At 58.5% G+C, this 13,887-nt stretch carries 10 protein-coding genes; 8 read left to right on the forward strand and 2 right to left on the reverse strand.

Annotated elements, in window-relative coordinates:
- The first annotated feature begins 277 nt into the window (after positions 1-277).
- Positions 278-868 carry a transcriptional regulator BetI gene (gene betI, locus GWQ22_RS12775; protein ID WP_042036215.1) on the forward strand — a complete coding sequence of 197 codons (591 nt, stop codon included), beginning with the start codon at positions 278-280 and terminating at the stop codon, positions 866-868.
- Between the two features lie 44 nt (positions 869-912).
- On the opposite strand, the gene GWQ22_RS12780 is transcribed toward betI, so the two are convergent.
- Positions 913-2,574 carry a BCCT family transporter gene (locus tag GWQ22_RS12780; RefSeq protein ID WP_275930529.1) on the reverse strand — a complete coding sequence of 554 codons (1,662 nt, stop codon included), beginning with the start codon at positions 2,572-2,574 and terminating at the stop codon, positions 913-915.
- A 218-nt stretch (positions 2,575-2,792) separates the two neighbouring features.
- Here GWQ22_RS12780 and betB point away from each other — a divergent pair, with 218 nt between their 5' ends.
- The 5 genes from betB to GWQ22_RS12805 all read left to right on the forward strand — a co-directional run bounded on the left by betB (position 2,793) and on the right by GWQ22_RS12805 (position 10,671).
- Entirely contained in the window at positions 2,793-4,265 is a 1,473-nt protein-coding gene (betB, locus tag GWQ22_RS12785; RefSeq protein WP_275930530.1) for a betaine-aldehyde dehydrogenase, read from the forward strand.
- A gap of 125 nt (positions 4,266-4,390) precedes the next feature.
- Positions 4,391-6,079 (forward strand): choline dehydrogenase, encoded by a 1,689-nt coding sequence (betA, locus tag GWQ22_RS12790; protein ID WP_275930531.1) that lies wholly within the window; start codon positions 4,391-4,393, stop codon positions 6,077-6,079.
- A gap of 913 nt (positions 6,080-6,992) precedes the next feature.
- Positions 6,993-8,435, forward strand: a complete 1,443-nt coding sequence (amt, locus tag GWQ22_RS12795; protein WP_275930532.1) for an ammonium transporter — start codon at positions 6,993-6,995, stop codon at positions 8,433-8,435.
- A 189-nt stretch (positions 8,436-8,624) separates the two neighbouring features.
- Positions 8,625-9,977: a 23S rRNA (uracil(1939)-C(5))-methyltransferase RlmD gene (rlmD, locus tag GWQ22_RS12800; protein ID WP_275930533.1), complete on the forward strand. Its 1,353-nt coding sequence runs from the start codon at positions 8,625-8,627 to the stop codon at positions 9,975-9,977.
- Between the two features lie 139 nt (positions 9,978-10,116).
- Entirely contained in the window at positions 10,117-10,671 is a 555-nt protein-coding gene (locus GWQ22_RS12805; RefSeq protein WP_108536932.1) for a GNAT family N-acetyltransferase, read from the forward strand.
- A gap of 227 nt (positions 10,672-10,898) precedes the next feature.
- On the opposite strand, the gene tppF is transcribed toward GWQ22_RS12805, so the two are convergent.
- A complete protein-coding gene (tppF, locus tag GWQ22_RS12810) occupies positions 10,899-11,516 on the reverse strand; it encodes a type IVa pilus pseudopilin TppF (protein WP_275930554.1) in 618 nt (205 codons plus the stop codon).
- A 40-nt stretch (positions 11,517-11,556) separates the two neighbouring features.
- Between tppF and GWQ22_RS12815 the strand changes: the two genes are divergently transcribed.
- Both GWQ22_RS12815 and GWQ22_RS12820 read left to right on the forward strand, forming a co-directional pair.
- The gene (locus GWQ22_RS12815; protein WP_275930534.1) at positions 11,557-12,333 is read left to right on the forward strand and encodes a TatD family hydrolase; all 777 of its coding nucleotides are present in this window, start codon (positions 11,557-11,559) and stop codon (positions 12,331-12,333) included.
- A 225-nt stretch (positions 12,334-12,558) separates the two neighbouring features.
- Complete coding sequence (locus GWQ22_RS12820) at positions 12,559-13,833, forward strand: NupC/NupG family nucleoside CNT transporter (RefSeq protein WP_275930535.1); 1,275 nt, start codon at positions 12,559-12,561, stop codon at positions 13,831-13,833.
- Positions 13,834-13,887 lie beyond the last annotated feature (54 nt).

The following is a 13,887-nucleotide window of genomic DNA, read 5'->3' on the forward strand; positions in this document are numbered from 1 at the left end:
CAAGGGATTTGCGCTGCTGACGTTGGTAGCGAACAACGTGAAATTCAAGGACGGAGTAAAGGTGCTGGAGGAGTCAGACAGGAGTGCCGCCTGACCGACGCCATACACCAGATTTGACAATAGCTCATCGAGCTCACAGATAAGCGTGACCTCATCCAGCACAACCTTTTCGGTGGTTACTTGCCTTGGTGCGCGTTTTTAACGCGCACATTGACCACATTATTTTAACCGGCCTAGACTGCGCGCATTACTGGGCCCCCAATAGACGGAGAAACAGATGCCTAAGGTCGGAATGCAACCCATCCGTCGATCACAATTGATTGCTGCCACCCTTGAAGCGGTCGATCAAGTCGGCATGAACGATGCCAGCATTGCCTTCATCGCACGGATTGCTGGAGTCTCTAATGGCATCATCAGCCATTACTTTCGCGACAAGAACGGGTTACTCGACGCCACCATGCGCCACCTGATGCAGGCGCTAAGCAATGCCGTGCGCGAACGCCGCGCCGGCCTACCGCCAGATCAACCGCGCGCGCATTTGCGGGCCATGATTGAAGGCAACTTCGATGACAGCCAAGTCAACGGACCGGCGATGAAGACTTGGCTGGCGTTCTGGGCCACCAGCATGCATCAACCCACCCTGCGCCGCTTGCAACGGGTTAATGATCACCGCCTCTATTCCAATCTCTGCGGGCAGTTCAGCCGGGTGTTGCCGCAGGCACAGGCACGCGCCGCAGCACGTGGACTTGCCGCACTGATTGACGGGTTGTGGCTGCGCGGGGCCTTGTCTGGTGAAAGCTTCGACACCCGCCAGGCGATGCAGATCGCCTATGACTACCTGGACATGCAGCTGGAAAAAGCCGGCTAAGAGTCAGGGTGACGCACACTGCGCCACCCGAGACAGGTTCAGCCTTATGTCGGCAGGGCTGGCAGCGCCGTTGGCTGCTCACTGGCGGCCAAATCCGACTTCATCGCCTTGAGCAGGGCGAACATGTACAGCAGCAGCACCACCGAGAAGGGTAATCCCGCCAGCACCACCACGGTTTGCATGGCGGTGAAATTACCGGCGAACAGCAACCCAATGGTCACCAGAGTGATGACCATGCTCCAGAAGATCCGCAGCCAGTACGGGGCATCTTCGTCCAGTTCACTCCCCTGGCGTGAAAGGTTGGCCAGCATCACCGAGCCGGAGTCCGCCGGTGTGAGGAACAGCACAAAGCCGACGCAAATCGACATGCCAATCACCACCTTGGACCAGGGGTAATGCTCCAGCAGCAGGTAGATGGACATGGCGGGCTGCTCCAGCGCAGCTTTGCCTAGATCGGTGGCGTTATGGTTCATCACCAGCTCCAGCGCGCTGTTGCCGAAGATCGACAGCCAGGCCAAGGTGAAGCCCAGCGGGATCAGTAATACGCCGCAGACCAATTCCCGCACGGTACGACCACGGGAAATTCGCGCGATAAACATGCCGACAAACGGTGCCCAGGAAATCCACCACGCCCAGTAGAACAGGGTCCACAAGCCCATCCACGCTTCACTCTTGCCGGACTGGCCGGTGTACACATAGAGGTCAAAGGTTTTCAGTACCAAACCGTTGAGGTAGTCACCGAGGTTTTGCACCAGGCTGTTGAGCAAATGCAAGGTGTCGCCGGCCAGCAACACGAACACCAGCAAACTGCTAAACAGAATGATGTTGAGGTTGGACAAGCGGCGAATGCCCTTCTCCACCCCGGAAACGGCGGCCAGGGTGGCTACCGCACTCATCACCAGAATCACCGTAAGCAGCGCCCCCTGGCTGTTGGACATACCAAAAAGGTATTCAAAACCAGACGCCACTTGCAGCGAGCCAATACCAAGGTTGGTCACCAGCCCCAGCAAGGTGACAAAAATGCCGAAGCAGTCCACGGCATTACCGACCCAGCCACGGGTCAGGCGCTCGCCGAACAGCGGGTACAACGCCGAGCGCAAGGCCAGCGGTTGCTGGTGGCGATAGGCAAAGTAGCCCACGGCAAGACCGACCAGTGCGTAGATCGCCCAGCCATGTAAACCCCAATGCAGAAAGGTCAGTTGCAGCGCCTGACGCGCCGCAGAGGTCGTGCCTGGCTCGCCTTCGGGCGGGTTGTAGAGGTGGTCAATCGGTTCTGATGCTGCGAAATACAGCAACGAAATACCGATCCCCGAGGAGAACAGCATTCCTGCCCAGGCCCCGTAACTGAACTCTGGACGCTCGTGGTCAGCCCCCAGGCGCAGGTTGCCGTAGCGCGAACAGGCCACGTACAGCACAAATAACAGATAAGCCCCAATCGCCAGCATGTAATACCAGCCAAAACTGCGTGACAGCCACACTTGGGCTTTGCCCAGCCAAACTCCGGCCGCATCGGGGAAGGCGATTAACGCCAAGGTCAACAGCAGGATCAGCGCCGTCGATCCGTAAAACACGGTGGGATTCAAGCGCACTTTTTCAGGTGTTGTTGTGATGAGAGAGGCAGTCGTCATGGTGGAGGTGAGCTCCAAGGCAATGGAAACGAACGCACCGAAGGGTCTCAAACGATGCGAATCAATGACATAGACCACAGCAGACTCGCGAGCAGGTTCTTGCAGCCAGCTTAACGGCTGCGGCGATGTATGGCAGTGAGAGTCACGGCGCTGAGCTTATTACTTGATGCCTAAATGTCAATTTTTTGTTACTTGGATGTTCAATAAAAATAAGCTAGTCTCTGACCGGACTACTACCAGTGCGAACAATTTTCAGTAGCCGGATACCACATAAATCAACACAAAAGGACTCGAAGATGCCCCGATTTAATGAACAACAACTCTATATCGGAGGTCGTTATGTGGCGGCCAGCAGTGGTGAGACCTTTGACAGCATCAATCCGGCCACTGGGGAGGTGCTGGCCAAAGTGCAGTGCGCCAACCAGGTGGACGTAGAGCGCGCCGTAGCGAGCGCTACCGAAGGGCAAAAGGTTTGGGCGGCGATGACGGCCATGCAACGCTCACGCATCCTGCGCAAGGCCGTGGACATTCTGCGCGAGCGCAACGATGAACTCGCCGAGCTGGAAACCCTCGACACCGGCAAGCCGCTCTCGGAAACGCGCTATGTCGATATCGTCACCGGTGCGGACGTATTGGAGTACTACGCCGGTTTGATCCCCGCCATCGAAGGTGAACAGATCCCGTTGCGCGATACCAGCTTCGTCTACACCCGCCGTGAGCCGCTGGGCGTGGTCGCAGGTATAGGCGCGTGGAACTACCCGATCCAGATTGCTCTGTGGAAATCCGCTCCGGCCTTGGCCGCCGGCAATGCGATGATCTTCAAACCCAGCGAAGTGACCTCGCTCAGCGCGCTCAAACTGGCGGAAATATACACCGCCGCCGGCCTGCCGGATGGTGTATTTAACGTGCTCACCGGCAGCGGTCGTGAAGTCGGTCAGTGGCTGACCGAGCATCCGGGCATCGCAAAGATATCCTTCACCGGCGGCACTGTGACCGGCAAAAAGGTCATGGCAAGCGCCTCCAGTTCATCACTCAAGGATGTGACAATGGAGCTGGGAGGCAAATCGCCACTGATCATCTTCGAAGACGCCGACCTCGACCGTGCCGCTGATATCGCAGTGATGGCTAATTTCTATAGCTCCGGGCAGGTCTGTACTAACGGTACCCGTGTGTTTGTGCCGCGCAGGCTGCAGGCGAGCTTCGAAGCCAAGGTGTTGGAGCGGGTCAAACGCATTCGCCTGGGCAACCCGCAAGATGACGCCACCAACTTCGGCCCGCTGGTCAGCTTCGCGCACATGGACAGCGTGCTCGGCTACATCGAAAAAGGTCGCCGCGAAGGTGCCCGCCTGCTGATCGGTGGCCAGCGCGTGACCGAGGGCGAATATGCCAACGGTGCCTACGTGGCCCCCACGGTATTCACCGACTGCAAGGACGACATGACCATAGTGCGTGAAGAGATCTTCGGCCCGGTGATGAGCATTCTGGTTTACGACACAGAAGAAGAAGTCATCCGCCGCGCCAACGCCACCGAATACGGCCTGGCCGCTGGCGTGGTCACCCGCGACCTGAACCGCGCGCACCGGGTAATCCACAAGTTGGAAGCCGGTATTTGCTGGATCAACACCTGGGGAGAATCGCCAGCGGAAATGCCGGTGGGCGGTTACAAGCAATCCGGCGTTGGTCGCGAAAACGGTTTGACCACGCTGGCGCACTACACGCGGATCAAATCGGTGCAGCTGGAAATGGGCGCCTACACCTCGGTGTTCTAAAGCCCAGTCATAGGCGGGAAACAGCGTCATTCGCCCTACACAGTGATCTCCGCCCCGTAGCCCGGATGCCATCCGGGAACCGTCATCGCATTTTCCCCGGAGTGCATCCGGCTACAGGAGCTTCTATGCCCCAAGAATTCGATTACATCATCATCGGTGCCGGCTCAGCTGGTAACGTATTGGCCACCCGCCTGACCGAAGACGCGGACGTCAGCGTGCTGCTGATCGAAGCGGGCGGTCCAGACCATCGCCTGGACTTTCGCACGCAAATGCCCGCCGCCCTGGCCTACCCCCTGCAAGGTCGGCGGTATAACTGGGCGTACCTGACCGACCCCGAACCGCACATGAACAACCGGCGCATGGAATGCGGGCGTGGCAAAGGTTTGGGCGGCTCATCGCTGATCAACGGCATGTGCTACATCCGTGGCAACGCCATGGACTACGACGGCTGGGCCAAGGAAAAAGGCCTGGAAGAGTGGAGCTACCTGGATTGCCTGCCGTATTTTCGCAAAGCCGAAACCCGTGACATCGGAGCAAATGATTACCACGGCGGCGAAGGCCCGGTGAGCGTGACCACGCCGAAGCATGGCAACAACCCGCTGTTCCACGCCATGGTCGAAGCCGGCGTGCAAGCCGGTTATCCGCGTACCGACGACCTCAACGGCTATCAGCAAGAAGGCTTTGGCCCGATGGATCGTACCGTCACGTCCAAAGGCCGGCGCTCCAGCACCGCACGCGGCTATCTGGACCAGGCCCGTGCCCGTCCCAACCTGACTATCGTCACCCACGCCTTGACCGATCGCATCCTATTTAGCGGTAAGCGTGCCATGGGTGCGACCTACCTGGTGGGTGACAGCAACACCCCGCACATCGCTAACGCCCGTCGCGAAGTGTTGCTGTGCAGCGGCGCAATTGCTTCCCCTCAAATCCTTCAACGTTCCGGCGTCGGCCCGGCAGCTCTGCTGAATGAACTGCAGATCCCCGTGGTCCACGATCTGCCGGGCGTTGGCCAGAACCTACAGGATCACCTCGAGTTGTATCTGCAATACGCCTGCAAAGAACCTGTGTCGCTGTTCCCGGCGCTGCAATGGTGGAACCAGCCCGCCATCGGCGCGCAGTGGCTGTTCCAGGGCAAGGGCATAGGTGCCAGCAACCAGTTCGAGGCCGGCGGGTTTATCCGTTCCAGCGCCGAGTTCGAATGGCCGAACATTCAGTACCACTTCCTGCCGGTGGCGATTAACTACAACGGCAGTAATGGGGTGAAAGAACATGGCTTCCAGGCGCACATGGGCTCCATGCGTTCCCCCAGTCGCGGGCGCATCCAGATCAAATCCAAAGACCCGCGCCAGCACCCGAGCATTCTGTTCAATTACATGGCCACCGAGCAGGATTGGCGTGAGTTCCGCGACGGCATCCGCATCACCCGCGAAATCATGGCGCAAGCGGCGCTGGACCCGTATCGCGGGCGAGAAATCAGCCCCGGCAAGGACGTGCAGAGCGATGCCGAACTGGATGCCTTTATCCGTGAGCATGCGGAAACGGCTTACCACCCCTCGTGCTCCTGCAAAATGGGCGAAGACGACATGGCCGTGGTCGATGGTCAGGGACGGGTGCATGGCATCGAAGGGCTGCGTGTGGTCGATGCCTCGATCATGCCGTTGATCGTCACCGGCAATCTCAATGCCCCGACCATCATGATGGCCGAGAAGATTGCCGACAACATCCGTGGCCGCGCCCCACTGCCGCGCAGCACAGCAAAATACTTCACGGCGGGTGACACTATGCCACGCCTCACAAAACAAAGGGCTATGTGATACACAACCGCCACAAAGCCTTGCTGAACAATTCCGAGGGTAAAGCGGCCAGCACACAGGCCGTTTTCCTCACTGAACCGACCTGTTACCCAACGAGCATACCCAGCCATGTCATCTTGTTCATGGGGCACCTCCCCACATGCGCGTTGTAATGTCTCATGCTCAGCTGTGGGCTAATGAGTTGCTTTACCAGCCTGCAAAATATAATGGTCAGATTGGAGCCGTGATGGCGTATGTGGGCGCGATAAACAAACTCAATACCTTCGGTTCCTCTGTAAGAACGCCCCGGGAGTAGCGGCCACTTGGGGCTGGAGATACCCACTCTGATGCGAAGGTACGGAAGCCAGCGTCACTGGTGCGGGTAGTAAGTAAAATTCACATCTCACGTTTCCCTTTGAAATCAGTTTTGTCATTTCTCGTTTCGATAGAGACCCTGGCACTATTTATATTTCAATGGCTTAAGGCCGCCCTGCGGGTGGCCTTTTGTTTTTCTGTATCCCTTTTGCTTGGGTAATCCTCATCGCGTGTAGGCTTGATGGGCCGCATTTGGCTGTGTGTCAGTCGCCGATCAGCGGTCATCCCGGCCTATGATCTGCTCTATTTCGGTGCGTGCTGGTTGCGCTGCACAGCAGAAGTGCGCGCTTGCTCAGGTTAGCGAGCCTTATGCTCCAATCTGGTGCGTCAGCCCGCCTCCTTGATATTAAGATGTTGATTTAAATCAATTTAGTGAGTTGGCCTGTTTTATGCTTTAAAGCAATCATGTCGCCATGACGCTGCCCGATGAAGGAAGCATGACCAGGGCTGTGGCAAGTGTGTGTGTTGAGTGTGAGTTTGTGGGGATTCTCGGATTCGATGTTCATATCAGGAAATGAGCCCGGACAGGTGCCGGGACGACAGGGAAGGAGATGGCTGTATGCTCAAAAGACTCGTGATGACAGGTTTGTTGGCGCTTGCCGCCTTGCTGGCCGCCCCCAGTTGGGCTGAAGAGGTGGTGGCCGCGTCGGCCGACATCGTGCTGGCTGCGGTGCCAGTTGCTGCCGGAGTGACCATCAACAAGGGGGATAATAGCTGGATGCTGCTGTCGGCGGCACTGGTGATCCTGATGTCCATTCCGGGACTGGCCCTGTTCTATGGCGGCCTGGTGCGCAGCAAGAACATGCTGAGCGTGTTGATGCAGGTGTTCACCTTGTTCTCGCTCATCAGCGTGCTGTGGATCCTCTATGGTTATTCGCTGGCTTTTACCGAGGGCAACAGTGTCTACGGATCCTTTAGCAAGGTGCTGCTCAAGGGGGTTACGCCAGACTCCATTGCAGCGACCTTCAGCAAGGGGGTCGGTATCAGCGAGTTCATCTACGTGGTGTTCCAGGGGGCTTTTGCGGCCATCACCTGCGGTCTGATAGTGGGCGCCTTCGCCGAACGTATCAAGTTTGCCGCCGTGCTGCTGTTCTCGGTGATCTGGTTCACCTTCGCCTACATACCGCTGGCCCACATGGTGTGGTATTGGGCGGGTCCGGATGCCTATACCACGGCCGAGGCAGCGGCAACCGCGACAGCGACGGCCGGGTATCTGTTCCAGCATGGTGCACTGGATTTTGCGGGCGGCACTGTGGTGCACATCAACGCCGCCGTGGCGGGTCTGGTGGGGGCTTATCTGGTTGGCAAGCGTCTGGGTTACGGACGTGATCCCATGACACCGCACAGCCTCACCATGACCATGATAGGGGCCTCCCTGCTCTGGTTCGGTTGGTTCGGTTTCAACGCCGGTTCCGCGCTGGAAGCCAATGGCATAGCTGCACTGGCTTTCATCAATACCTGGGTGGCACCGGCGGCGGCTGCGCTCTCCTGGACCTTGGCCGAGTGGATGATGAAGGGTCGTCCCTCCCTGCTGGGTGCAGCCTCCGGCGCCGTCTCCGGTCTGGTGGTGATCACGCCGGCGGCCGGTTTCGTCGGGGTTGGCGGTGGCCTGATGATGGGCCTCATCAGCGGCGTGGCTGGTTTGTGGGGGGTTCATGGACTCAAGCGTCTGCTGGGAGCCGATGATAGCCTGGATGTGTTTGGCGTGCATGGGGTATGCGGCATTCTCGGTGCCCTGCTGACCGGCGTCTTTGCCAGTCCGGATCTGGGCGGCACCGGAGTGTGGGACTATGTTACCAACCAGGTCGCGGAAGGCTACTCCATCCTGGCCCAGGTCAAGATCCAGGCCATCGGGGTCGGGGTCACTATCCTCTGGTCCGGGGCCGTCTCGGTCGTGGCCTACAAGCTGGTGGATCTGCTCATCGGCCTGCGAGTGAAGGAAGATGCAGAGCGCGAAGGGCTGGATGTCACCACCCACGGTGAAAAAGCCTATAGCCTGTAACAGCGTCGGGTTACTTGCTGACAGGATCGCCGCCGGTTATGCCGGCGGTTTTTTATGTCTGCAAAAGTGGAGTGCGCCTTGATCCACCTTTTATGCCTGCAATTTGACAGGATCTCCGCTAAACTCTGCCACCCTTAATGGGCTTGCCCCATTTTCCCCATCATTATTTCTACGCCTTTGGAGCCGCTCATGCTGTTAGTGGGACATCAACACCAGATCGAGATCCAGGAACTGACCGACAAAGGGGATGGCAAGGGACGCCTGTTCGATCGCCCCCTGTTTGTCGAAGGTCTGCTGCCCGGTGAGCAGGCGTTGGTGGAGCTGACCGAGGTCAAGCCAAACTATCTGCATGGCAAGGTGACCGAGCTGCTCCAGCCGTCCGCCGATCGGGTCGCCGATTTTTGCCCCAACACCGAGTGCGGCGGCTGTCAGGTGCGCCCGCTGGCCTACCCGGCTCAGCTCAAGCTCAAGCAGGCGCTGGTGCAGAGCGCACTGGAACAGGTCGGGCTGGGGGAGACCAAGGTCAACCCGATCCTAGGTATGGAGAGCCCGTTCGCCTACCGCAACAAGGCCCAATATGCGGTGCGTGGCTGCGAAGCCGGTGCCGAGATCGGCTTTTATCGCAAGCACTCCCACGATCTGATCACTGCCGATGACTGCGCGGTGCAGGATTCACTGCACGTAGAGCTTAATGCCCGGGTACGCAACTGGATGCGCGAGCATGACATCGCCGCCTATGACGAAGTGAACCACACTGGCTGCGTGCGCAACCTGATGACCCGTAAGGGCTTCAAGAGCGGCGAGCTGATGGTAGTGCTGGTGACCCTGGGTGACGCGCTGCCGTTCGAAGCCGAGCTGCTGGCGAGCTTGAGCGATCTGCCGATCACCACTCTGGTGCAGAACATCAACGATGAGCGCACCAACCGCATTCTGGGCGCCACCAACCGGGTGCTGCTGGGCGAAGGGGTGATCCGCGACAAGATCCACGAACTCGAGTTCGAGATCTCGCCGCTCTCCTTCTTCCAGAACAACCCGACCCAGACCGATGTGCTCTACTCCAGCGCTCTCGAGTATGCCGAGCTGACCGGCAACGAGACGGTGTTCGACATCTATTGCGGTATCGGCACCATCTCCCTGTTCCTGGCAGGCAAGGCCGCCAAGGTGGTGGGGATCGAGTCGGTGGAGAGCGCCATCAGCGATGCCCGTCGCAACGCCGCCCTCAACGGCATCGAGCACACCGAATTCCACGTCGGCAAGGCCGAGCAGCTGATGCCCGAGCTGCACGCTCAGGGCGTGACCGCTGATGTGGTGGTGCTGGATCCGCCCCGCAAGGGTTGTGACAAGGCGGTGCTGCAGACCCTAGTGGCTATGGCGCCCCGTCGGCTGGTCTATGTCTCCTGCAACCCGCAGACCCTGGCCCGCGATCTCGCCTGGTTGGTCAAGCAGGGCTTCGTGCTGGACGAAGTGCAGCCGGTGGACATGTTCCCGCACTCCATGCATGTGGAGGCGGTTGCCCGTCTGAGCCTGCCAGCCAAGGGCTGACAGAAGGCTGTACTGGGCGCGGCCAGTGGATCTATCTAGCTGCGTGGACGCAGTCACTGGTCTGATGTTGCAGGCAGCCATCCATTGCATTGGCCAGATGGCTCTGATAAAAAAACGACTCCAAATGGAGTCTTTTTTTATGCCCGTGATCCGGCGCGGCAGCCAAACAGGGAGGGTAAGCATGACGATTCGTCTGGCCAGCGTGGAGGATGCAGCAGCGCTGGATCACTTCTTTCAGCAACTGGATCGGGAGACCCGCTTCATGCTGTATGAAGCGGGGGAGAGACCATCCGACATCGAGGGGCAGCGCCAGCGTCTGGCTGCCATGCAGGCCAGCCGCAATCAGCGGATGTGGCTGCTGAGTCTGGCCGGTGAGGTCCAGGGCTTTGCACTCCTGCTGGGAGGGAATATGCATCGCAATCGCCACTGTGCACTGGTGGTGATGGGGTTGCGTCCTGGTGCGCGCGGTCTGGGTTGGGGTGAGCGGTTACTGCGCACACTCATCACGGCTGCCAGCGAGCTGGGTGTCAGCCGGCTGGAGCTGGGCGTGATGGCGCATAACGAAGTGGCCCATTCACTCTACCGCAAGTGCGGTTTCATGGATGAGGGGTTACGGCGGCAGGCGTATCGGCTGGACGAGGGCTATGTCGACGAGATCAGCATGGGGCTGCTGTTGCCGTCCGGAGCGCCATAATGCCGTTGGCCCGATCTCGCTGGGTTGGCGAGAGGGAATGGGGCAGAGTATCGGATGGCGTGATGGAAAGAGGAAAAGGAACATGAAAGGTATCTTGCTACGCTGGTTGGCTCGCTACGATGCGTGGTGTCAGGAGTGGGGACTCACCCCAGAGAACCGGCGTTGCTGCACGCCGGTGCGTTATGACGAAGATGACCAGCAAGAGCCTGAGCCCGACGCCTCGTCATTCAATCAAAATGGCGTGTCACGGCCCCGTTAATGCTGTTGTAGTCGAAGCTCAACCCATCCGGGTAAGCCGGGAAGCGGGCGATGGAGTCGCGCAGGGTATAGCGGCAGTTGCTGTGAGGCTCGCCGTCTTCATCTATATGGTTGCCGGGTTGCTCGCTGGAAAGGTAGTCGGCCCTGAGCTGGATCTCGGGATCCTGATCGACCGAGGCGACGGTATAGCTGCTGTCCAGCAGCCCCTGAAACAGCAGGCGGCAGTCTGCCTGGTTGCTGACCGAGATGTAGTCTTCCTGACCTGGGACGTAAGGCTCATTGATCCCCTTGCGGCCCTGATCCTCATCCGTGCCAGCGGGCCAGCCATAACGGTTGATGTCGAGGTTGCGTTGACCCATGCTGCCCAGATTGTAGAGTGCCTGATCCTGCGTCTGGACAGCCCAGCCAGCATGGGCCAGCTGCACCGCGCTGGCGACGCTGCTGGCAGTGGCGGCAACCGTGCTCTTGAGGGCATCATCCTTGATATTGATAAAGCGGGGCATTGCCGTTACGGCCAGGACCCCCAGCACTATGATAACCATCACCAGTTCTATCAGGGTAAAGCCATGGTTCGAGCGTTTCATTATTGAGTAGAGCCATCAAGTACGACAAACAGGTGAGGACGACATGCAACTGATCGACACCCATTGCCATCTCGATTTTCCCGTCTTCGATCCAGACAGGGCGGCGTTGCTGGCAGAGTGTCGGCAGTTGGGGGTGGGCGAGTATATCATCCCCGCAGTGGGAGAGGAAAACTGGACTCGCGTGATGGCGCTGGCGGAGCAGTACCCGGAGATCACTTACGGGCTGGGCATTCACCCCTGGTATGTGGGCACCCAGGCCCAGGGGGCACTGACGCGATTGCAAGCGTTATTGGCTGCCAGACCCCGTGGATTGGTGGCGGTCGGCGAATGTGGACTGGATCTGCGATCCCATGTGCCGCAGGAAGGGCAGGTCGAGTTGTTTGAGGCACAAATCAGGCTGGCCATGGATCATGAGTTGCCGCTGATCGTCCACTCGGTGCGGGCCAACGATACGGTCGCAAAAATACTCAGGCGTTTCAAACCGGCCCGGGGTGGCGTCATTCACGCCTTCAGCGGTTCACTGCAACAGGGACAGGCGTTCTGGCAGCTTGGGTTCAGGCTTGGAATAGGTGGCGTCATCAGCTATGAGCGGGCCAACAAGACCCGGGAGGCGATCCGCGACATGCCGCTGGAGGCCCTGTTGCTGGAGACGGATGCGCCCGATATGCCGTTACAGGGTCAGCAGGGTTTCCCTAATACCCCCGCCAACTTGCCTAAGATTGCACAACTCTTGGCCGAATTGCGGCAGCAGCCCTTGGGTCATGTTGTCGCGGTGTTACATGAATCCACTTTGCACACTTTTCCGCTCAGGCTCTCTTAAATTAACACCTGATTAACTCTTGATAGCATCATGATAAAAAACGGGGCGACTAAAAATCGTTTGCGGTCTAATTTGGCGACCTCCAGCGTATTTCATGCTCATAAAATGTGACCAGCATTCTACTTTGTCGCACCGTAATTAGTATAATGCGCACCCTTGATTGATGGCGTTGAGATACAAGCTGTTAACAAGCTGGAAGGTGCTACTAAAGAGGAAGTGTTAATAATGAATTTGATTATGGGTCTGGTGGGGATGGCAACGCTCATCCTTATCGCGGTGCTGTTCTCCAGTAATCGCAAAGCAATAAAAATTCGCACCGTAGGCGGTGCCTTTGCAATTCAAGCTGGCCTGGGGGCATTCGTGCTGTACGTCCCGGTTGGCCGAGATATTCTGGTCGGTGTATCCAATGCCGTTTCCAGCGTCATCGGTTATGGCCAGAATGGCATCGACTTCCTGTTCGGTGGCCTGGTCAGCAACAAGATGTTTGAAGTGTTCGGTGGCGGCGGTTTTATCTTTGCCTTCCGCGTTCTGCCCGTCATCATCTTCTTCTCCTCGCTGATCGCGGTTCTCTATTATCTGGGCATCATGCAGTGGGTGATCAAGCTGCTGGGCGGTGCCCTGCAAAAAGTACTGGGCACTTCCCGTACCGAGTCCCTGTCTGCCACTGCCAACATCTTCGTCGGTCAGACTGAAGCGCCGCTGGTGGTTCGTCCCTACATCTCCAAGATGACAGACTCCGAGCTGTTCGCCGTCATGTGTGGTGGTCTGGCCTCCGTTGCCGGTTCCGTGCTGGCTGGTTACGCCTCCATGGGCGTCAAGATGGAATACCTGATCGCTGCCTCCTTCATGGCTGCCCCGGGTGGTCTGCTGTTCGCCAAGTTGCTGGTACCGGAAACCGAGACTCCCAACTATGACGAAAGTAATGCCGACGGCGAGCTGGAAGACAAGCCTGCCAACGTGATCGATGCCGCCGCCGCCGGTGCCTCCGCCGGCCTGCAACTGGCCCTGAACGTGGGTGCCATGCTGCTGGCGTTCATCGGCCTCATCGCCATGATCAACGGTATTTTCTCCGGTGTGGGTGGTTGGTTCGGCATGCCTGAGCTTTCTCTGGAACTGCTGCTGGGCTGGTTGTTCTCCCCGCTGGCCTTCCTGATCGGGGTGCCCTGGAGCGAAGCCGTGGTTGCCGGTTCCTTCATCGGCCAGAAGCTGGTGGTGAACGAATTCGTGGCTTACCTGAACTTTGCCCCCTATCTGAAGGATGAGCTGCTGATCAATGGCGTGCCCATGTCTGACCACACCAAGGCTATCATCTCCTTCGCCCTGTGCGGTTTTGCCAACCTCTCCTCCGTTGCCATCCTGCTGGGTGGTCTGGGCTCAATGGCACCGAATCGTCGCGGTACCATTGCTCGCTTTGGTCTGAAAGCCGTATTGGCGGGGTCACTGTCCAACCTGATGTCTGCCACTATCGCAGGCTTCTTCCTGGCACTGACAGCCATGTAATGTTTGCCTGATATTCAGGTAAAGACGAACGCCACAGCGAAATGCTGTGGCGTT

Source organism: Aeromonas sp. 1HA1, assembly GCF_029237385.1.
Classification (GTDB): Bacteria; Pseudomonadota; Gammaproteobacteria; order Enterobacterales; family Aeromonadaceae; genus Aeromonas; species Aeromonas popoffii.